We start from the raw sequence: 18,209 nt of genomic DNA, 5'->3' as shown, positions 1-18,209 counted from the left end.
AGAGAGGCTCTCTGCATGCAGTCTTTTGCCAAAGGCCTGAGCCGTGCTCGCACTCGTCGCCAATCGGGCTCCGTGGCGATGCTGGGGGCGTTATGGCTGATGATTGCCGTGATCTGCCTGGCAACCATCGATATCGGCAATGTGTTCTGGCAAAAGCGGGAATTGCAGAAGATTGCGGATCTGGCCGCGTTGGCGGGGGCTTCCGTGAGCAGCATGCAGGACTGTGCCGCCAGCGCGCAGAACAATGCCTTTCAGAATGGCGCGAAAACCCAGGAGATCACTGCCGAGTGCGGGAACTGGAACAAGAGCCGTACAGGAGCTACCGCCAGCGACATGTTTGCTGTGGGGCAGAACCCCTTCAATGCGAGCCGGGTGCAGTTGAGCCGGAGCGTGCCTTTCTTCTTCGTCTGGGAGACCGGCGCAAATGGCTCCAGAGTGGTGACGGCCAAGGCTGTGGCCTGGCGCCCTCAGCAGGCGGCGGCCTTGACCATCCGCACGACCCTGGCCCAGATCAGCACCACGCAGTCGTCCATTCTGAACGCGCTTCTGGGCGGCCTGCTGGGCTCCAATATCAACCTGGACGTAGTGGGCTGGAATGGGCTGCTGGGCACGCAGGTCAATCTGCTGCAGTTTCTGGATCTGCTGGCTCCGCGCCTGGGGATCCAGGCAGGGAACTACGATCAACTGGTCAACGCCGATGTGACCGTGGGCGTATTGTTGCAAACCATGGTGGACGCCGTGCAGCAAAGTGCGGGCACTGCCAGCGTGGCGCTGCAGGCGCTCAATCAATTAGTGGGAGCCACACTGGGCGCTCCGGCATTGACGCTCAGGCTTTCGCAACTGCTCAATCTGCAGACCGGGCTGGATTCGTCGGCGCTGAATCTGGGTCTGAATGCCTTTGATCTGGTGCAGGGCTTCATACAGGTCGGCAACGGCAATAGCGCCGTCTCTGCAGCCGTGGCGGTGCCCATTCCCGGCCTGCTGAATCTCAATGTCTTTGCCAAGGTGATAGAGCCGCCACAGATGTCATCCGTGGGGGATCCGGCACGGGCCAAGCTCGCCCCTCTGGGCGCCGATCGCATCTATGTGCGCACCGCACAGGTGCGTGTGCTGGCATCGGTGAATATGCCGGGGCTCAGTATTCTGCAGCCCGTTGATGCGTTGCTCAAAACATTAGGCCCGGCCATCAGTCTGGTGAATCTTTTGCTTGGCAATGCGGATGGATATGTCGATCCGGTCACTCTGCTTTCGCCTTCGCTGGCTCCTTTGCGGCTGGATCTGAGCCTGGACCTCGGCGGAGGCCAAGCCTATGTGACGGATTACAGCTGTGCTGCTGGCAGCAAGAAACTGGTGACCAATGCGCGCACGGCGGCGGCCGATATCCATCTCGGCCGTTTGGGCAACTCTCTGACTGAGGCCAAAAATCAGGTTTTTGGCAGCAAGGCACCGCTCCAGAACGCGGCCCTGCCGGTGCTGCGCCTGGACTGCATAGGGTGCGACGGTTTTGGCAAGCCCACGCCCCAGTATTTTGGCGGGCTAGGTATCAAGGTCGATACTCCCGTAGCAGCAAACACCAACCCGCAATTCACCTTCGACAACCCACCGCGCCTGGGCGACAGTCCCTTGTGGCAAGCGTTGTCCGCCAACAATATTGTGGGCAGCCTGGGGGCTACGGTCAGCAGCCTGAATCTGCTGCAGCCTCTGCCCAGTGATCCCCGGGCCAGCCCTGGCGGAATCCAGGCGCTGCTTGGTGTCGTAAGTGGGGTGCTGAGCACCTTGCTAGGCTTGTTGCAAGGCATTGTCCAGGGCTTGCTGTCCCCGTTGCTGGACCCGCTGCTCAATGCACTGCTCAAGGCCCTGGGTATCAATCTGGCGCAGACGGAGATCGGCGCGCAGCTCAGCTGCGGCCTGCAGCCGCAACTGGTGTACTGAGGTCGTCAACCGCCTATGAGTTTGAGCAACTGCTGCAGCGTATGACGTACGGACGACCGGCGCACCTGCGCCCGATCGCCTTCGAGCAGCAGCGCATGGGCTTGAACCTCGGCGTTCACGCTCCAGCTGAACCAAACCGTCCCCACCGGCTTTTCGACCGATCCACCTTCAGGCCCGGCAACCCCCGTCACGGCAATGCTGACCTGGGCGCGTGAGTGACGGATGGCACCTTCGGCCATGGCACGCACGACTTCTTCGCTGACGGCGCCGTGCTTTGCGATCAGCTCGGCGGGAACGCCCAGCATCTCGGTCTTGGCCTCGTTGGAGTAGGTCACGAAGCCACGCTCGAACCATTGGCTGGAGCCTGCGAGATCGGTGCAGGCTGCGGCAATCATGCCGCCGGTGCAGCTTTCGGCGGTGGCCAGCATCCAGCCTTTTTCGGTCAGTCTGGCGGCTAGTTGTCGTACCAGTTCTTCGATGCCGCTTGCTTGTGTGCTCATCGTCTCCTCCATGGCTTGCACAGTCAGAAGAAATGTCGCCAGAGAGCCACGACCAGCAGGGTGCAGAAAGCGGCTACCAGGTCATCCCACATGATTCCCCAGCCGCCGCGCGGGCCGAAGCCTTTGAACAGGCGGTCTGCCCATTTGACGGGCTGGGGCTTGACGGCATCAAAAAATCGGAACAGCGCAAAGCAGGCCAGCTGACCCCAGAAGCCCATGGGCATGCACAGCCACAGAACAATCCACATGGCGACCACTTCGTCCCAGACGATATGGCCGGGGTCGGCCACGCGCATATGTTTTGCGGTGACGGTGCAGGCCCACCAGCCTACGGGAATGCTGGCGGCAATCAGCCAGCCGATCTGTGCCGGGCTCAGCCACAGTGCCAGCACCAGATAGGCCAGCCAGGCCCACAGGCTGCCCACCGTGCCGGGGGCGACGCGGGGCAGGCCGGAGCCAAAGCCCAGGGCAATCAGATGGGCCGGATGCTGCAGCATGAACTTCACGCTGGGGTGGGCGATTCCCGCCGCACTCATGCTGGGGTGTGCTTTGTTATTGATAGCTGCTTGCGCAATACCCACATGCGCTGCGGCGCTTTTTAATGAATCGTCCGTCATGGCGTGATGATACGCGCCTGCCTTATTGCAGGCCGGAGATGGGCTGGTTTTCGGGGAAGCGGATCTGGTGCGTGGCCTGGAACTGGGCCGTGCTGCGGGCGGCCAGATTCTGCTCCCAGGCAACCATGCCGTTTTCCGCATTCCAGCTGATGGTGGCAGGCTGCGGGCTGTATTGCGACTGGACCTTGATCTGCTCATTGCGCGAAACAGGGGCCGAGTCCAGCACCTGCAGCGCGATGGGCTGGTTGTGACGGTTTTCGACGGCGTAGTTGCGCACGATGTTGCGCTCGGTCTTGCTGCTGACCCAGCCGCCGCTGCCGGTATGACTTTGCGCAGGCAGGCGGCGCACCACGACGTTGTCATCGCGGCCAAAAGACAGTCCTTGCGCCAGTGCCTGGGCGTTGCCAAAGTCCAGCCTGCCATTGCCAACCAGCGCCTCGTCACGGAACAGTGCTACCGGGCCCGCCGGCCAGATGCCTGGCGGAGCCTGCAGCGTGGCAATCAGATAGGCCGCCTCTTCCATGACCGGCGCGGTGCGGGTCAGCAGGCTGGTGGCCAGATTTTCCTGACCTAGCGACAGCGTGATGCGCTCGGCGCTGGAGGGCACGCTGATCTTGTACGGCACGATGAATTGCGTGCTGTAGGCCGTGTTGATGCTGGAGACATCGAGCACCGGCAAGTCCGGTGCTGCTGCCTCTTCGCGCATTGCCCTGGCTCCGCCGCGCGCCATCATGGCGATGGGGGCTGGTGCCGGAGCGGCGGGGGGCAGTGGCTGGGCGATATCCACCGTCCAGGGGCGCGGCATGACACCCTGGGTGCTGCGGCTGGGTTGGCCGGTGGACAGGCGCAGGCGCACATTGCTCCAGTCCTCGCCACTGGCCTGCACGACCAGGGCCTGGCGCTCCAGCTGCACCTGCTGCTTGGTGGTGTTCAACTGAGCGCGGTAGCTAGGCTGCCAGCTGGGGCCGCGCACCTGATAGCTCAGGCGCACATTGGCAGCGCGTGCGCTGGCCAGCTGCACGCTGACTTTCATGACCTGAGACTGCTCGGAGCCCGTGCGGTCGCGCTCCTGGCGCAGAGGCTGCAACTGCGCCAGCAGATCCTGCTTCTGGCGCTGAATCTGGTGAGCACGCAGGCTGTTGTCGCGGCTGGTCTGGCGCAGGGCCTGGCTGGTGCCGGCGATCTGAGCGGGGCTGATTCTGGCTTCGTCGCCGGGTTTGCTCATGCCCTGCAGAAAATCGCCCACCAGCCTGGCTGCGCTTTCTTCGGCCTCGATGTTCGCGAGCTGATCCTCCAGGCTGCGAATCTGCTGGTCCAGCGGGCTGGTGCATTCCTTGGCAGCCATCTGCCTGGACTGCATCAGGGTCTTGATCTCACCCACGCGCACGCCTTCGTCGCCGCTGATCTGCAGGCTTTGCGTATCCACGCTGGCGGGCAGGCATTCAAAGCTGAGCAGGCGGGTCTGGGCTTCGATGCGTGCCTCGCGCTGTACGGCGGCGATGCCGGGATAGAGCGTGACCTCGGTGATGGGCGCGCGATTGCCCGAGACACTGAGGCTGCTGGCGTCGGCCAGGACGAGCCCGGGCAAAGCAGCTGCAATACAGACCATGGACACAGGCAGAAGACGGCTTGAACGCATTGGCAGCTCTTTTGGACAGTGGACAGGGACATGACTTACGCAAAATGGGTTCAGGCAAGACGACTGCCTCAGCAGGCAGGCCCTTGTTGCATTCCTATTTGCGTAAGTCCTAAGGGTTTGAGCTTAACCCAGGCGGTTTCCTATCCCTTTCCTTGTGCCTCTTGCGTCCGGATCGCGTTCCTTGCGTTCATCCGTCGAAGTGGTCGAAGGATTTCCAGCGGTTTTGCAGCAGGGCTCCATTTGCGTCGATCACGCGCAGGCCCGGCTCGGCATCGATGCGGCCTATGCGATGCACGATCGTGCCGCTGGCAGCGCCTGCTGCCAGCACGTCGGCATGCCGGGCTACGGGGGCGGTAAAACACAGCTCGTAGTCATCGCCGCCTGCCAGTGTGCATTGCTGTTGCAGCTTTGAATCGAATTGCCATGCATCGCTGTGCGGATAGGCGGCTGCGGCCATCAAGGGCGTGGTGCAGCGGCTGTCTACCGTGGCCCCGACGCTGGACAGTTCCAGAATATGGCCGAGATCGCCGAGCAGGCCGTCGCTGACATCCAGCGCGCTGCTGGCAATGCCGCGCAGCGCCAGGCCCAGGGCCACGCGCGGCGTGGGGGCTTCCAGCCGCTGGCGGGTCTGCTGCAGCAGCTCGGCAGGCAATTGCACGCGGCCTAGCATCGCCTCCAGTGCCAGGCGTGCATCGCCCAGAGTGCCGCTGACCCAGATCTCATCGCCGGCCCTGGCGCCGCTGCGCAGCAAGGCCTGGCCGGCAGGTACTTCGCCGAACACGGTAATGCAGATATTGAGCGGGCCGCCCGTGGTGTCGCCGCCGATGAGTTCGCAGTCATGGGCATCGGCCAGGGTCAGCAGGCCGGTTGCAAATTCGCTGATCCAGTCTTCGTCGGCACGGGGCAGAGACAGGGCCAGCGTGAACGCCAGAGGCCTGGCGCCGCTGGCGGCCAGATCGCTGAGATTGACGGCCAGAGCCTTGTGACCCAGCAGGCGCGGGTTCACGTCGGCAAAGAAATGGCGGCCCTCGACCAGCATGTCGCTGGAGATGGCCAACTGCATGCCGGGGGCCGGGGCCAGCAGCGCGCAATCGTCGCCCACGCCCAGGGCTGCGCGACGTACGGGGCGCTGGAAATAGCGGCGGATCAGATCGAATTCACCCATAAGGTCTCTGGCCGCTCGCGATGATGCGGCCTGGTGGCCGCTGGTCGCGGCGGTTAAAGGTCAAGGCCAGAAAAAGCTCAGCGGCCTGCGCCAGAAGCGCTGGCGTATGGCCTTGTAGATGCGCGAGCGGTCCACGCCGCTGACGTTGTGGGCACGCAGGGCGACGCGGAAAGCCAGGTAGAAGCTCACTCCCACATTCAGCGCCGCATTGAATGGCAGCATGGCCACTGCCCACCACAGCAGATCGTCATGCAGCACCTCCCAGCCCAGTGATGCCACGGCCACGCCGATCTGGCCGGTGGACAGGGTGACGTGGCGTACTTCCAGCCCCAGGCCGAAAAAGGCCGCAAATGCAGGCACCAGGCCCAGCATGAAACCCAGCGAGATGTTGGATGCCAAGCTGGAGACATTCTTGCGCAAGAAGCTTGCCCAGCGATCCGCGCGGCTCGTGCCCAGAAAGCGTGTGATGCGCGGGTTGTAGCGAATCACCGAATCGATGTTGCGCAGCACAAACCAGTTCTCCGCACCGCCGGCAATCAGGCTGCTGACAAACAGCAGCACGCCGGTAAAGGCGGCGAAGAGCACGGACGGCCCCAGCAGACTCAGCGAGTCCAGCACCAGGCGCGCATGCGGGGTGCTGAGCGCCTGGTGCCCGACAAGATAGGCGTAGCCCAGAGACAGCAGCAACGCCCCGGGGAAGACGATGAGCACGTTGCCCAGAATGGCGGCCACCTGGGAGCGCACCAGATGGGCGACTTCGTCGACGAATTCCTGGATGGATCCATCACTTTGGATGTCCTTGAGCTTGGCCGCCATGGCCGGCGCCGTCATGGCCGGCTGCTTGGTGGCCACCGTGAAGTGCAGCATCTGGATCAGCACAAAGCTGATGGCGTAGTTGAAGCCCGCAGCCAGCCCCGACCAGAAGACGGACAGGCCCAACGCATACAGTGCAAACTTGGCCAGCGTGGTGAAGGCCATCACAAAGCCGCCGCCCGCGGCCTTGGCGACCATCTTGCGATATTCGCTGCCGTCGCGGGTGATGTAGTGCTCGCCGGTTTCGGCACTGCGCTCGGCCACCTTGGCGGCCAGCAAGGACGAGTTGGTGGACATCAGCGCACGCACGCTTCGGCGCTCTATGCCCACGGCCACGAGGTTGGAGAGCAGCTCGGACGTCTCGTAGGCACGGTCTTCTGCCAGCAGGCAATCGAGCAGGCGGCGAATGCGCAGAATGCGCGCACGCACCTGGCGCAGGCGGAAGATCAGGCCGACGGAAATGCCTTCGGCCTCGACATAGGAGTACACCGACGATACGGCGGCGCGGCAGGCCTCGAGCCGTTCGCGCAGCTGGGCGGCTGCGGCGTCGCGCCTGTCGGTGGTGCGCAGTGGCAGCATGACCTCCACACGCAGGTTTTCCACATCGTGGATCAGCGCATGAAACGGCTTTTCCTCGCGTGCCTGCTCACTCATGCGCAGACGCAGCTCTGGAGCAAACCCCGTGGAGAGAATCTGGCCCGCGCAATAGGTGATGGCGTCAAGCAGGTTGCGCTCCCAGAAGCTCACGCCTTCTTCGAGCTGTTGCGGGGTCAGCAAGGTGGTGATGCGGGCCATGAGCTGGCTGTCCAGCGCATGCAGCCAGCGGGCGTCAAAACGGTCGGGGAAGACCAGCATGAACAGCTCGGAGGCATCCTCGGTCTCGGGCGTGCTGGGCAGCAACTTGTAGCGCAGGCGCTCGGCAACCTCGCTGGCCATGGCGGTGCGCGGGGCAAAGCCGAAATCGGCCAGCAGGGCGGTGATGTCCACCGTCTCCATCAGCGTCTGGCTCCAGCGGCGCAGCCGGGCCAGGGCTTCGGGATCGGCCTCGAAGGCCTCGACGATCTGTTTCACGCGCTGCACGGCGCCTTCGACAGAGGGTTCGGCTGCGCGTATCCATTCGGCCAGATGGATCAGCCACAGATGGCGTTGCGCAAGGCCAGCATCGGGGTCCAGGGACGCCAGCAGGCCGGGCAGGTCAAGAGTGCTTTTCTTCATGCAAATGTGGGTGCTTGCCTCAGTGCAGAACGCGCTTCTCGGGCATGGGCATGGGGTCGCCGGAGTCATTCATCTGCAATACGAAGAGCGGAATCTCGCACTCGAAGGTCTCGCCCTCGTGATTCACGCAGAGATAGCTGCCGCGCATGGTACCCGTGGGCGTGCGCAGCTGGCAGCCGCTGCTGTACTCGGAGGATTCACCGGGCTGCAGCAGCGGCTGTCGGCCCACCATGCCCAGGCCTTTGACCTCTTCGACATGGCCCAGCTCGTTGGTGATGATCCAGTGCCGCGCAATCAGCTGCGCGGGCACCTCACCCGTGTTGGTGACGGTAATGGTGTAGGAAAACACATAGACGCCGGCGGCCGGAGCGGATTGCTCGGGCAGGTAGGCGGGCTGGACTTGGACCAGAAACTCATTCATCGGCATGAGCTAATGGTAACTGCGACAATTGCAATCCATGAGCCCCACCTACCGTATTGCCCCCTCCATCCTGTCAGCCGACTTCGCCCGTCTGGGTGAAGAAGTGCGTAATGTCATTGCGGCCGGCGCCGACTGGATCCACTTTGACGTGATGGACAACCATTACGTGCCGAATCTGACCTTCGGCCCCATGATCTGTCAGGCTTTGAAACCCCATTCGGTCACACCCGATGGCAAGCCTGTGCCCATCGACGTGCATCTGATGGTGCAGCCCGTGGACGATCTCGCCACGGCCTTTGCCAAGGCAGGAGCGGACTACATCAGCTTTCACCCCGATGCATCGCAGCATGTGCACCGCAGTGTTCAGAACATCAAGGCCCACGGCTGCAAGGCTGGACTGGTGTTCAATCCCGCCGCGTCGCTGGAGGTGCTGGACTGGATGATCGAAGACATCGACCTGATCCTCTTGATGAGCGTGAACCCCGGCTTCGGCGGTCAAAGCTTTATTGATAGCACGCTGCGTAAGATCGAAAAGGCCCGCAAGTTGATCGATGCTTCTGGCAAAGACATTCGCCTGGAAGTGGACGGCGGCATCAAGGAAGCCAATATCCGCGCTGTGGCCGATGCCGGTGCCGACACCTTTGTGGCTGGCAGCGCTATCTTCGGCAAGCCGGATTACAAGGCTGTCATCGACACCATGCGCAAGAATCTGGCCTGACTCCCGCTTAAGGCGCTGCGACCCGCAGCACCTTCGCACCGAGGTGGCGAGGCCGCCCAGGCCTGGTTTCCTGCCCTGACTTCGGCTGCGCTCGATACACGAGCGCGGCTTTTGGAGTCGGGGTATGAAAGTTTTAGTGTTTTTGGCTGCAAGCCCAATATTGAAAAGCGCATGCAGCTATTGAATTAATAGTTGTATGAAGCTGAATCTGCCTGCTCCCGCCGCCGCCCTGGAACTGGATGCCGTCATGGTCGACCTCGATGGCACCATGGTGAATACGCTGGGCGACTTTGCCGAAGCGCTCAACCGCATGCTGGCCGATCTGCAATTGCCGGCCATCAAGCCGCAGATCATCGAGAACATGGTGGGCAAGGGCAGCGAGCATCTGATCCGCTCCGTGCTGGCGCATGTGGAGGCGCCGGACATCGATGCCCTGTATCCCCGCGCCTGGCAGCGTTATGAGCACCATTACTTGGCCATCAACGGCCAGTTTGCCGATGTCTATCCGGGCGTGGCCGAAGGTCTGCAGGCACTCCAGTCCCTGGGCTTGCGCATGGCCTGTCTGACCAACAAGCCCTTGTCCTTTGCCCAGCCCCTGCTGGCCGCCAAGGGGCTGGACGGCTTTTTCGACTGCGTGTTCGGTGGCGACTCCTTCCCGCGCAAAAAGCCCGACCCCATGCCGCTGGTCGAAACCTGCAAGGCCTTGGGCAGCGAACCCGCTCGCACGCTGATGGTGGGCGACTCCAGCAACGATGCCCAGGCCGCCCATGCCGCCGGCTGCCCCGTGGTGCTGATGACCTACGGCTACAACCACGGCCAGCCCATCACGGCGGTCGAGGCCAGGGCCCATCTGGATTCGCTGGAGCAGCTTGTGGTGTGATGCCGTCTGTTGGTCCGCATATCTGGCAAGAAAGAGTGCGGATAAGCATATTTGCTAGAGTCATTTGCTTTGTTTGAACCCATGTCGGCTCGTGCATCGCCTTGCAGTCGGCAGAGAACGAAGGGGGACTCACGCCACATGCACGGATTGCACCTGACTGCCGACCTTTACCAATGCGCAGGCCATGAGCGCTACATGCTCGATGCCGACGCCATCGCCGGGCTTTGCCGCGAACAGACTGCGGCCTCGGGGCTGACCCTGGTGGATGACACCTGGGTGAAGTTCCCGCCCTATGAAGGCCAGCCCGGCGGGGTGACGGGTACGGTGCTGCTGGCGGAGTCCCATCTGGCCATACATACCTGGCCCGAGACGGGCAGTGTCACCATTGACGTCTATGTGTGCAATTTTTCGGCCGACAACTCGGGCAAGGCCCGCAGGCTGATGGAAGGCGTGATCGACGCTTTTGCGCCGAAAAAGGTGTTGCGCCAGCAATTGATGCGCGGCGACATCGGCATGGCGCAGCCGGCAGACCATGACGTGGACCCTGCACCCGAGCCCGAATCCGGCTGGGCCCTGGAGCAGCTCACGCCCCATGCACGCTTTGGCTATCGCGCCACGGCGTTGCAGACGCTGCAGACCCCATACCAGAAGCTGGAGCTGCTGCAGACGCCGCAGTTCGGCAAGGTGCTGCGTCTCGATGATCGCTTCATGACCTCCGAGGGCGAGGAGTTCTTCTATCACGAGGCCCTGGTGCATCCGGCCGCCATGGCCCACCCCGCGCCGCGCAAGGCCTTGATTCTGGGTGGGGGCGATGGTGGGGCTGCCGAGGAGTTGCTCAAGCATCCGAGCATAGAGCGCGTGGTGCTGGCCGAGCTGGACGAGGCCGTGGTGCAGTTCTCGCGCCAGCATCTGCAGGCCGTACATCGCGGTGCGCTCGATGATGCCCGTGTTGAAGTCTGCATAGGCGACGGTCTGGCCCTGATGGAGGCAACGGATGAGCGCTTTGATCTGGCACTGATGGATCTGACCGATCCCGACACGCCAGCCAGCGCCTTGTACGCGCTTGATTCGCTGGCACGCATGAAGCGCGTGCTGGCGCCGGGCGGCGCGCTGGTGCTGCATCTGGGCAGCCCTGTCTTCCACGGTCCGCAGGTGGCCGAGCTGGTGCGCAGCCTGCGCCAGCAGTTTGCCGTGGTGCGCTGCTACGGCCTCTATATTCCGCTTTACGGCGCTTACTGGGGGCTGGCCGTGGCCTCCGATGAGCTGGATCCGCTGGAGCTGAAGGCGCAGCAAGTGGCCGAGCGCCTCAGGCAGCGCAAGGTGCGGGATCTGCAGTACTACAACGAGCAGGTGCACGGCGCGCTGTTTGCGCTGCCCAACTATTACCGCGAGCTGCTCAAGTGAGTCAGCCAGCCTCGCCCAGCAGCGCTTTCTTGAGCTGCTGATCGGCGGGCCTGGGCCCGAGCCAGATGCCCAGCAGGGCATTGAAGAACTCGGGCTCCTTGAAGGCCTCGCCCTGTGGCTGGCCCTTGACGGTCACGAGGGCGCCCTGGCCGGGCAGCCAGTCCACCATGAAGCTCTCGCCCGCAAGCAGTTTTTTGTGCTGGGTGAAGATCTCGCTCATGCGCATCACCCCCGGAATCAGCTTGGAGAAGGCGGCGCGCTCCATATTGTCTTCCATGCCGCGCGAGAACAGCTTGCCCAGCTCGGCCGAGTCGATATCGCGCAGCATGGTCACGCTGATGCGCTTGGGGCCGGGCTGGGCGGCGATTTCCTGCAGGCTGCGTGCCGGTTTTTCCAGATACAGGCCGGCGGTATAGACCTTGAAAACGGCCTTGTAGCGGGTGCCTGCGCCATTGAGTTCCAGCGTCCTGCCTTGGGATTGCAAGCTGGGGGCATAGATGACACCATGAAGTTTCACGGGCTCGGAGGGCATGCCTTGTGCCTGAGCGGCCGGGCAGGCAAGAGCGGCTGCCAGCAGCAGGGCTGGCATCAAACGGGCACTGGGCATGGCTGTCTCCTCGTGATTTCCGGCCGAGCAGTTCTGGTGACCGCTTCGCTTTGCGCGCCGTGGGCCCGCGTTCCGGTGAAAACGGTATGTTTGTTTTTGCCCGTGATTGCCGCAATCAGGTCTGTCCCCAGCATGGAAGTCATTGCATGGCATCGGAGCGTCATTGTTTGCGCGGCGGCGCTATGCGCTACACTGTCCGCATCATGTTCATTCATCGCACGTTCAATGCAGGTTGTGGAGACCGGGGAGCCTGGCCCTGGCGTAAGCCTGCACATCCGAACTGCTGAAGCACCCGGCACGAGCCCGGCGTGCACCCCGCGGCCCCATGCGTTGCATACTTCGGGCCAATTGGAATGAACCGGCGCATCCTTTCTTCAAACGCGTCATCTGCCCGTAATCAATCCGTGCAGATGCACCATGCGCCATGACTCCCGGAGCTTCTCCCGTGATCACGGAACTGGAATTCAAATCGCTTGCGGCCCAAGGCTATAACCGCATCCCGCTGCTGATCGAGGCCTTTGCCGACCTCGAAACCCCGCTCTCCCTCTATCTCAAGCTGGCCCATGCCAATGGTGACGGCAAGTACAGCTTCTTGCTGGAATCCGTCGTCGGCGGCGAGCGCTTCGGCCGCTACAGCTTCATCGGCCTGCCGGCACGCAGCTTTGTGCGCGCCTCGGGCTTTGGCACTGAAGCCAAGACCGAAGTCGTGACAGATGGCAAGGTTGTGGAGACAGCCGGCGGCAATCCGCTGGACTTCATCGCGGCCTATCAGCAGCGCTTCAAGGTGGCCGTCACGCCCGGCATGCCGCGCTTTTGCGGCGGCCTGGCCGGCTATTTCGGCTATGACGCCGTGCGCTACATCGAGAAAAAGCTGGAGAACAGCTGCCCGCCCGACAGCCTGGGCACGCCCGACATCATGCTGCTGCAGTGCGAAGAGGTCGCCGTCATCGACAACCTCTCGGGCAAGCTCTATCTCATCGTCTACGCCAACCCCGGCGAGGCCGAAGCCTATACCCGCGCCAAGAAGCGTCTGCGCCAGCTCAAGGACCAACTGCGCTATTCCGTCAGCGCGCCGCAGATCCGCGCCGGCGAGAGCTATCCCGCAGAGCGCAGCTTCGACAAGCAGGACTATCTGGACGCCGTGCAAAAGGCCAAGGAGCTGATCGCGGCGGGCGACTTCATGCAGGTGCAGGTGGGCCAGCGCATTCACAAGCGTTTCACGGCCTCGCCGCTGTCGCTGTACCGCGCGCTGCGCTCGCTCAACCCTAGCCCCTATATGTACTTCTACCATTTCGGAGATTTCCATGTGGTGGGAGCCAGCCCGGAGATTCTGGTGCGCCAGGAGCGCACGCCCGACGGCCAGAAGGTCACGATTCGACCCCTGGCCGGCACTCGTCCGCGCGGCAATACGGTGGAGGCCGACAAGACCACCGAGCAGGAGCTGATTGCCGACCCCAAGGAGCGTGCCGAGCATGTGATGCTGATCGACCTGGCGCGCAACGATATCGGCCGCATTGCCAGGACCGGCAGCGTCAAGGTGACCGAAGCCTTTGCCGTGGAACGCTACAGCCATGTCATGCATATCGTGAGCAATGTGGAAGGCATCTTGCAGGACGGCATGGACAATATGGACGTCTTCAAGGCCACCTTCCCTGCAGGCACGCTGACGGGCGCTCCCAAGGTGCATGCCATGGAAGTCATCGACCGGCTCGAGCCCAGCAAGCGCGGCATCTACGGCGGTGCCTGCGGCTATCTGAGCTTTGCCGGCGACATGGATCTGGCGATTGCGATCCGTACCGGCGTCATCAAGGACAACGTGCTCTATGTGCAGGCCGCTGCCGGCGTGGTGGCCGACTCCGTGCCCGAGCTGGAATGGAGAGAAACCGAGCACAAGGCCCGCGCCCTGTTGCGCGCCGCAGAACTGGTTGAGGAAGGTCTGGAATGAGCCAAGCCATTGATCTGGTGCAGCACTGCACCACCATGGAAGATGTGCGCCGCAATGTGAATGCGCTCGACGATGTACTGGTGCCGCTGCTGGTCACGCGCATCGGCTATATGCAGCAGGCGGCGCGCATCAAGGGGGACGTGGGCCAGGTGCGCGATGAGGCGCGCATCGAAGCCATCGTCAGCCGCGTGCGTGAGCGCACGGCGCAGGAAGGCGGCCAGCCTGATGTGATGGAGACCGTCTATCGCGCGCTGATGGAAGCCTGCATCGCCTACGAACACCAGGAATTTGCGCGCCTGCGTGAACCCAAGAAATCAGGGGAGTAAGACCATGAAACTGCTGATGGTCGATAACTACGACAGCTTTACCTACAACATCGTCCAGTACTTTGGCGAGCTGGGCGCGGAGGTGACCGTGGTGCGCAATGACGAAACCACGGTGGCCGAAGTCGAGGCGCTGATCGCGCGCGAAGGCATCGAGCGGCTGGTGATCTCGCCCGGCCCCTGCTCGCCCAACGAGGCGGGCATCTCGGTGGCGGCGATCAAGCATTTCGCGGGCAAGCTGCCGATTCTGGGTGTCTGCCTGGGTCACCAGAGCATCGGCGCGGCCTTTGGCGGCGACATCATCCGGGCGGGCCAGCAGATGCATGGCAAGACCAGCGTGATCAGCACCGACCAGAAGGGCGTGTTTGCCGACCTGCCCAGGCAGTTCACGGTCAACCGCTATCACTCTCTGGTCATCGACCGGAACACGCTGCCCGAGTGCCTTGAAATCACGGCGACCAGCGAAGATGGTGAAATCCAGGGGGTTCGCCACCGCGAACTGGCCATCGAGGGGGTGCAGTTCCATCCCGAGAGCATTCTGACCGAGCACGGCCATGCCATGCTGAAGAACTTTCTCGACCAGAAATAACCGTAGATTTATTGATAGCTGCTAACGTTTGCTACTGCTTGATTTCAGAATGAAAACAATGAGAAATCAAGTGAAGGCAAGCGCAAGCAGCTCTCAAAAACATAGAGAGATATTGCAATGATCACTCCCCAGGAAGCGCTGCAGCGGACCATCGAGCATCGTGAAATCTTCCATGACGAAATGCTGCATCTGATGCGCATGATCATGCGCGGAGAGCTCTCGCCCGTGATGACGGCCTCCATCATCACCGGCCTGCGCGTGAAGAAGGAAACCATTGGCGAGATCTCGGCTGCGGCCGAGGTGATGCGCGAGTTCTCCAACAAGGTGAACGTGCACGACAAGAGGAATCTGGTCGATATCGTCGGCACCGGCGGCGACGGCGCCAACACTTTCAACATCTCCACCTGCTCGACCTTTGTGATTGCGGCAGCGGGCGGCAAGGTGAGCAAGCATGGCGGGCGCAGCGTCAGCAGCAAGTCGGGCAGTGCCGATGCCATGGAGGCGCTGGGCGTCAACATCAACCTCAACGCCGCGCAGATCGCCGATTGCATACGCGATGTGGGCATAGGCTTCATGTTTGCGCCCAACCATCATCCGGCCATGAAGAACGTGGCCCCCGTGCGCAAGGAACTGGGCGTGCGCACCATCTTCAACATCCTGGGTCCGCTCACCAACCCGGCATCCGCGCCCAATATCCTGATGGGCGTGTTCCACGAAGACCTGGTCGGCATTCAGGTGCGTGCCCTGCAGCGCCTGGGAGCCGAGCATGCGCTGGTCGTCTATGGCCGCGACGGCCTGGATGAAATCAGCCTGGGCGCGGGCACGCTGGTCGGCGAGCTCAAGGACGGCGTGGTGCGCGAGTATGAAGTCCATCCCGAGGACTTTGGTCTGCGCATGGCGGGTACGCGCTCGCTCAAGGTCGAGAATCCCGAGGAGTCCAAGGCCATGCTGATGGGCGTGCTGCAGGGGGACCAAGGCCCGGCGCGCGATATCGTCTGTCTCAACTCCGGTGCCGCCCTCTATGCCGCCAATGTGGCCGGCTCGATCGAAGAGGGGCTGGAGCGTGCGCAGAAGGCCATCGATAGCGGCGCGGCACTGGCCAAGCTCAAGGAGCTGGTGGCCTATTCGCAAAAGCTCGGCACAGCCGCATGAGCCTGCTGGATGCGCCCATCTGGAGCGATGCCGGCACCTGGATCGTGCTGGGCCTCTCCCTGCTGTTCATCGTGGTGGGCATAGGCATGCACCGCGTCATCATGAAGGTCTTGCGCGGCCCAGCGGATGCCGCCACCAACAAGGAAAACCATGTCTGACATTCTCAAGAAAATCTGCGACGTCAAGGTCCAGGAAGTTGCCGCTGCCAAGAAGGCCGTGCCGTTTGCCGAGATGCGCCGCGATGCGGAAAGCCGTGTCTCCACGCGCGATTTCGTGGGCGCCATCCGTGCCAAGATTGCCAAGGGACAGGCCGGTGTGATCGCCGAAGTCAAGAAGGCCAGTCCCAGCAAGGGCGTGATCCGTCCCGACTTCGATCCTGCCGACATCGCCCAGAGCTATATGGTGGGCGACGGCAAGATCAGTGCGGCCTGCCTGTCGGTGCTGACCGATCGCCAGTTCTTCCAGGGGCAACCAGACTATCTCAAGCAGGCCCGCGCGAGCACGCTGCTGCCGGTGCTGCGCAAGGACTTCATGGTCGACCCCTATCAGATCTACGAATCTCGGGTGATGGGCGCCGACTGCGTGCTCTTGATCGCCGCCTGCCTGGATGATGCGCAGATGGCGGAGATGGAGCAGATTGCGCACAGCCTGGACATGGATGTGCTGGTGGAAGTGCATGACGGCGAGGAGTTGCAGTGTGCTCTCAAGCTCAAGACGCCGCTGGTGGGCATCAACAACCGCAATCTACGCACATTCGAGGTCGATATTCAGACCACGATTGCCCTCAAGAAGGATGTGCCTGCAGATCGCCTGCTGGTGACCGAGTCCGGCATCCTGAGCCGCGACGATGTGAAGACCATGCGTGACGCCGGCATTGACGCCTTCCTGGTGGGCGAGGCTTTTATGCGTGCCCGCGAGCCGGGCGAGGCCCTGGCCCAGTTGTTTCAGTGAGCGATTGGCTGCTGTGCGGGTTCAGCGCAGAACCTGCACATCGGCATCCAGAAAATAGCCGGCACCACGCTTGGTCTTGAGCAGCGTGGGCGCGCGGCTCGATGCTTCGACCTTGCGGCGCAAGCGCAGCATCTGCACATCGATGGCACGGTCAAAGACATCGTCTTCGGCCTGCGTCAGATCCATGATCTGCTCACGACTCATGATTTGCCTGGGACGTTTGAGCAGGGCCAACAGCAGCGCGAACTCGCTCTTGGTCAGTCCCACCTCATGCCCGGCAGCGCTGATGAGGCTGCGCGAGCGCAGCCTCAACTCCCAGTCGGCAAACTTGAAGCCCTGGGGACTCAAGGTGAACGCAGGGCGGGCGCAGGAAAAGAAGGCCTGCACGGCAGAGGCTTGTGAGTGACTGGCAGAAGATGTGTGCATGAATAACTCCTTGTGAGCCTGAGCCGCCAAGTGGTCAGCTATGTTGGAGTCGATTCTTTGCAAATTGTCAGAATGTGTCACTCACTGAAATCAGGTATTTTGAGCCTAAAAATAGGTGAGAACCCTTGAGGAAATCATTCGAGATGACTCTGGAAGTTGAGAAAATCCAGGCATGAACTTCACTAGCCAGAGCATGAGTGCCAACACCGCTGCGCCTACCCAGTTGATGAGTGCAGATCCGCAGGACTGGCCTGTCTCGCCAGACTGGCAAGCCGTTGTCGACTCTTTCTTTGCAGGGAGCACAGGCCAGGGCTTGCTGCAGTTTTTGCAGCAAAGACTGGATGAAGGGGCCGTGATTTTTCCACCCAAGCCCCTGAGGGCCCTGGAATTGACGCCCGCCGAGGAGGTGCGTGTCGTGATCCTGGGGCAGGACCCCTATCATGGTCGTGGGCAGGCCGAGGGTCTGGCATTTTCTGTAGCACCCGGGGTGCGCGTTCCGCCATCGTTGCAGAACATCTTCAAGGAAATGCAGCGTGAACTGGGCACGCCGTTTCCGGCGTTTCCCCAGCCAGGCGGCAGTCTGGTGAGCTGGGCTCAGCGTGGTGTACTGCTGCTCAACACCAGTCTGACGGTGGAAGAAGGGCAGGCCGCAAGCCATGCCAAAAAAGGCTGGGAAGAGCTGACCGACGCCATCATCCGCCAGGTGGCAGAGCAGGGGCGGCCCACGGTCTTCATGCTCTGGGGCTCGCACGCCCAGTCCAAGCGTGTGTTCATTCCTCAGGATCGTGGCCATCTGGTGCTGATGAGCAACCACCCTTCACCGTTATCGGCCCTGAGGCCTCCCGTGCCCTTTATCGGTAACGGACACTTCGGCAAGGCCAGGGAGTTCAAGCTCAGACACGGCTATTGAGA

General features: G+C 62.3%; 19 protein-coding genes. 11 read left to right on the top strand and 8 right to left on the bottom strand.

Features of this window, described 5'->3' with window-relative positions; all coding sequences use genetic code 11:
• The first annotated feature begins 15 nt into the window (after positions 1-15).
• Positions 16-1,932 carry a pilus assembly protein TadG-related protein gene (locus tag V8Z78_RS07345; protein ID WP_349731168.1) on the top strand — a complete coding sequence of 639 codons (1,917 nt, stop codon included), beginning with the start codon at positions 16-18 and terminating at the stop codon, positions 1,930-1,932.
• Positions 1,933-1,937: 5 nt separating this feature from the next.
• On the opposite strand, the gene V8Z78_RS07340 is transcribed toward V8Z78_RS07345, so the two are convergent.
• The 6 genes from V8Z78_RS07340 to apaG all read right to left on the bottom strand — a co-directional run bounded on the left by V8Z78_RS07340 (position 1,938) and on the right by apaG (position 8,308).
• A complete protein-coding gene (locus V8Z78_RS07340) occupies positions 1,938-2,432 on the bottom strand; it encodes a CinA family protein (protein WP_349731167.1) in 495 nt (164 codons plus the stop codon).
• Between the two features lie 23 nt (positions 2,433-2,455).
• Positions 2,456-3,049, bottom strand: coding sequence for a phosphatidylglycerophosphatase A family protein (locus tag V8Z78_RS07335; RefSeq protein WP_349731166.1), 594 nt, complete (start codon positions 3,047-3,049; stop codon positions 2,456-2,458).
• 22 nt (positions 3,050-3,071) lie between these two features.
• Positions 3,072-4,688 carry a mucoidy inhibitor MuiA family protein gene (locus tag V8Z78_RS07330; protein WP_349731165.1) on the bottom strand — a complete coding sequence of 539 codons (1,617 nt, stop codon included), beginning with the start codon at positions 4,686-4,688 and terminating at the stop codon, positions 3,072-3,074.
• Positions 4,689-4,875: 187 nt separating this feature from the next.
• Positions 4,876-5,853 carry a thiamine-phosphate kinase gene (thiL, locus tag V8Z78_RS07325; protein ID WP_349731164.1) on the bottom strand — a complete coding sequence of 326 codons (978 nt, stop codon included), beginning with the start codon at positions 5,851-5,853 and terminating at the stop codon, positions 4,876-4,878.
• A 60-nt stretch (positions 5,854-5,913) separates the two neighbouring features.
• Positions 5,914-7,881, bottom strand: a complete 1,968-nt coding sequence (gene tlpB, locus V8Z78_RS07320; RefSeq protein WP_349731163.1) for a transporter-like protein TlpB — start codon at positions 7,879-7,881, stop codon at positions 5,914-5,916.
• Between the two features lie 19 nt (positions 7,882-7,900).
• Positions 7,901-8,308 (bottom strand): Co2+/Mg2+ efflux facilitator ApaG/CorD, encoded by a 408-nt coding sequence (gene apaG / locus V8Z78_RS07315; protein ID WP_349731162.1) that lies wholly within the window; start codon positions 8,306-8,308, stop codon positions 7,901-7,903.
• A 31-nt stretch (positions 8,309-8,339) separates the two neighbouring features.
• On the opposite strand from apaG, the gene rpe reads away from it, so the two are divergent.
• The 3 genes from rpe (at position 8,340) to speE (ending at position 11,304) form a co-directional block, all read left to right on the top strand.
• Positions 8,340-9,020 carry a ribulose-phosphate 3-epimerase gene (gene rpe, locus V8Z78_RS07310; RefSeq protein ID WP_012840118.1) on the top strand — a complete coding sequence of 227 codons (681 nt, stop codon included), beginning with the start codon at positions 8,340-8,342 and terminating at the stop codon, positions 9,018-9,020.
• A 196-nt stretch (positions 9,021-9,216) separates the two neighbouring features.
• Positions 9,217-9,900: a phosphoglycolate phosphatase gene (locus tag V8Z78_RS07305; protein ID WP_003068333.1), complete on the top strand. Its 684-nt coding sequence runs from the start codon at positions 9,217-9,219 to the stop codon at positions 9,898-9,900.
• Between the two features lie 138 nt (positions 9,901-10,038).
• On the top strand, positions 10,039-11,304 hold the full coding sequence (gene speE / locus V8Z78_RS07300; RefSeq protein WP_349731161.1) for a polyamine aminopropyltransferase: 1,266 nt from the start codon (positions 10,039-10,041) through the stop codon (positions 11,302-11,304).
• 1 nt (position 11,305) lies between these two features.
• On the opposite strand, the gene V8Z78_RS07295 is transcribed toward speE, so the two are convergent.
• Entirely contained in the window at positions 11,306-11,911 is a 606-nt protein-coding gene (locus tag V8Z78_RS07295) for a chalcone isomerase family protein (RefSeq protein ID WP_349731160.1), read from the bottom strand.
• A gap of 445 nt (positions 11,912-12,356) precedes the next feature.
• On the opposite strand from V8Z78_RS07295, the gene trpE reads away from it, so the two are divergent.
• The 6 genes from trpE (at position 12,357) to trpC (ending at position 16,871) form a co-directional block, all read left to right on the top strand.
• Positions 12,357-13,856 (top strand): anthranilate synthase component I, encoded by a 1,500-nt coding sequence (gene trpE / locus V8Z78_RS07290; RefSeq protein WP_046461699.1) that lies wholly within the window; start codon positions 12,357-12,359, stop codon positions 13,854-13,856.
• A complete protein-coding gene (locus V8Z78_RS07285; RefSeq protein ID WP_003068340.1) occupies positions 13,853-14,182 on the top strand; it encodes a chorismate mutase in 330 nt (109 codons plus the stop codon). The genes trpE and V8Z78_RS07285 overlap by 4 nt, the downstream gene beginning before the upstream one ends.
• Before the next feature lie 4 nt (positions 14,183-14,186).
• A complete protein-coding gene (locus tag V8Z78_RS07280; protein WP_003068342.1) occupies positions 14,187-14,768 on the top strand; it encodes an anthranilate synthase component II in 582 nt (193 codons plus the stop codon).
• A 111-nt stretch (positions 14,769-14,879) separates the two neighbouring features.
• A complete protein-coding gene (gene trpD, locus V8Z78_RS07275; RefSeq protein WP_085960382.1) occupies positions 14,880-15,920 on the top strand; it encodes an anthranilate phosphoribosyltransferase in 1,041 nt (346 codons plus the stop codon).
• The gene (locus V8Z78_RS07270) at positions 15,917-16,078 is read left to right on the top strand and encodes a hypothetical protein (protein ID WP_012840110.1); all 162 of its coding nucleotides are present in this window, start codon (positions 15,917-15,919) and stop codon (positions 16,076-16,078) included. The genes trpD and V8Z78_RS07270 overlap by 4 nt, the downstream gene beginning before the upstream one ends.
• Complete coding sequence (gene trpC, locus V8Z78_RS07265) at positions 16,071-16,871, top strand: indole-3-glycerol phosphate synthase TrpC (protein WP_003068349.1); 801 nt, start codon at positions 16,071-16,073, stop codon at positions 16,869-16,871. Before V8Z78_RS07270 ends, trpC begins: the two co-directional genes overlap by 8 nt.
• Before the next feature lie 21 nt (positions 16,872-16,892).
• Here the strand turns inward: trpC and V8Z78_RS07260 are convergent, their stop codons facing one another.
• Entirely contained in the window at positions 16,893-17,297 is a 405-nt protein-coding gene (locus V8Z78_RS07260) for a winged helix-turn-helix domain-containing protein (protein WP_003068351.1), read from the bottom strand.
• 172 nt (positions 17,298-17,469) lie between these two features.
• Here V8Z78_RS07260 and V8Z78_RS07255 point away from each other — a divergent pair, with 172 nt between their 5' ends.
• Positions 17,470-18,207, top strand: a complete 738-nt coding sequence (locus V8Z78_RS07255; RefSeq protein ID WP_280040447.1) for a uracil-DNA glycosylase — start codon at positions 17,470-17,472, stop codon at positions 18,205-18,207.
• Positions 18,208-18,209: the final 2 nt, after the last annotated feature.

This window comes from Comamonas sp. wu1-DMT, assembly GCF_040187805.1.
In the GTDB taxonomy this organism is placed as follows: domain Bacteria; phylum Pseudomonadota; class Gammaproteobacteria; order Burkholderiales; family Burkholderiaceae_C; genus Comamonas; species Comamonas thiooxydans.
The sequence above is the reverse complement of the archived record's forward strand: the minus strand, read 5'-3'. Positions and strand labels throughout refer to the sequence as shown.

Bases quoted from the DNA above. Each gene is read 5' to 3' on its own strand.
- apaG (WP_349731162.1), bottom strand. From the start codon at position 8,308: ATGCCGATGAATGAGTTTCTGGTCCAAGTCCAGCCCGCCTACCTGCCC.
- V8Z78_RS07270 (WP_012840110.1), top strand. From the start codon at position 15,917: ATGAGCCTGCTGGATGCGCCCATCTGGAGCGATGCCGGCACCTGGATC.
- V8Z78_RS07295 (WP_349731160.1), bottom strand. From the start codon at position 11,911: ATGCCCAGTGCCCGTTTGATGCCAGCCCTGCTGCTGGCAGCCGCTCTT.
- V8Z78_RS07285 (WP_003068340.1), top strand. From the start codon at position 13,853: ATGAGCCAAGCCATTGATCTGGTGCAGCACTGCACCACCATGGAAGAT.
- speE (WP_349731161.1), top strand. From the start codon at position 10,039: ATGCACGGATTGCACCTGACTGCCGACCTTTACCAATGCGCAGGCCAT.
- V8Z78_RS07340 (WP_349731167.1), bottom strand. From the start codon at position 2,432: ATGAGCACACAAGCAAGCGGCATCGAAGAACTGGTACGACAACTAGCC.
- tlpB (WP_349731163.1), bottom strand. From the start codon at position 7,881: ATGAAGAAAAGCACTCTTGACCTGCCCGGCCTGCTGGCGTCCCTGGAC.
- V8Z78_RS07305 (WP_003068333.1), top strand. From the start codon at position 9,217: ATGAAGCTGAATCTGCCTGCTCCCGCCGCCGCCCTGGAACTGGATGCC.
- V8Z78_RS07330 (WP_349731165.1), bottom strand. From the start codon at position 4,688: ATGCGTTCAAGCCGTCTTCTGCCTGTGTCCATGGTCTGTATTGCAGCT.
- trpC (WP_003068349.1), top strand. From the start codon at position 16,071: ATGTCTGACATTCTCAAGAAAATCTGCGACGTCAAGGTCCAGGAAGTT.
- thiL (WP_349731164.1), bottom strand. From the start codon at position 5,853: ATGGGTGAATTCGATCTGATCCGCCGCTATTTCCAGCGCCCCGTACGT.
- V8Z78_RS07335 (WP_349731166.1), bottom strand. From the start codon at position 3,049: ATGACGGACGATTCATTAAAAAGCGCCGCAGCGCATGTGGGTATTGCG.
- V8Z78_RS07255 (WP_280040447.1), top strand. From the start codon at position 17,470: ATGAACTTCACTAGCCAGAGCATGAGTGCCAACACCGCTGCGCCTACC.
- rpe (WP_012840118.1), top strand. From the start codon at position 8,340: ATGAGCCCCACCTACCGTATTGCCCCCTCCATCCTGTCAGCCGACTTC.
- V8Z78_RS07260 (WP_003068351.1), bottom strand. From the start codon at position 17,297: ATGCACACATCTTCTGCCAGTCACTCACAAGCCTCTGCCGTGCAGGCC.
- V8Z78_RS07280 (WP_003068342.1), top strand. From the start codon at position 14,187: ATGAAACTGCTGATGGTCGATAACTACGACAGCTTTACCTACAACATC.
- V8Z78_RS07345 (WP_349731168.1), top strand. From the start codon at position 16: ATGCAGTCTTTTGCCAAAGGCCTGAGCCGTGCTCGCACTCGTCGCCAA.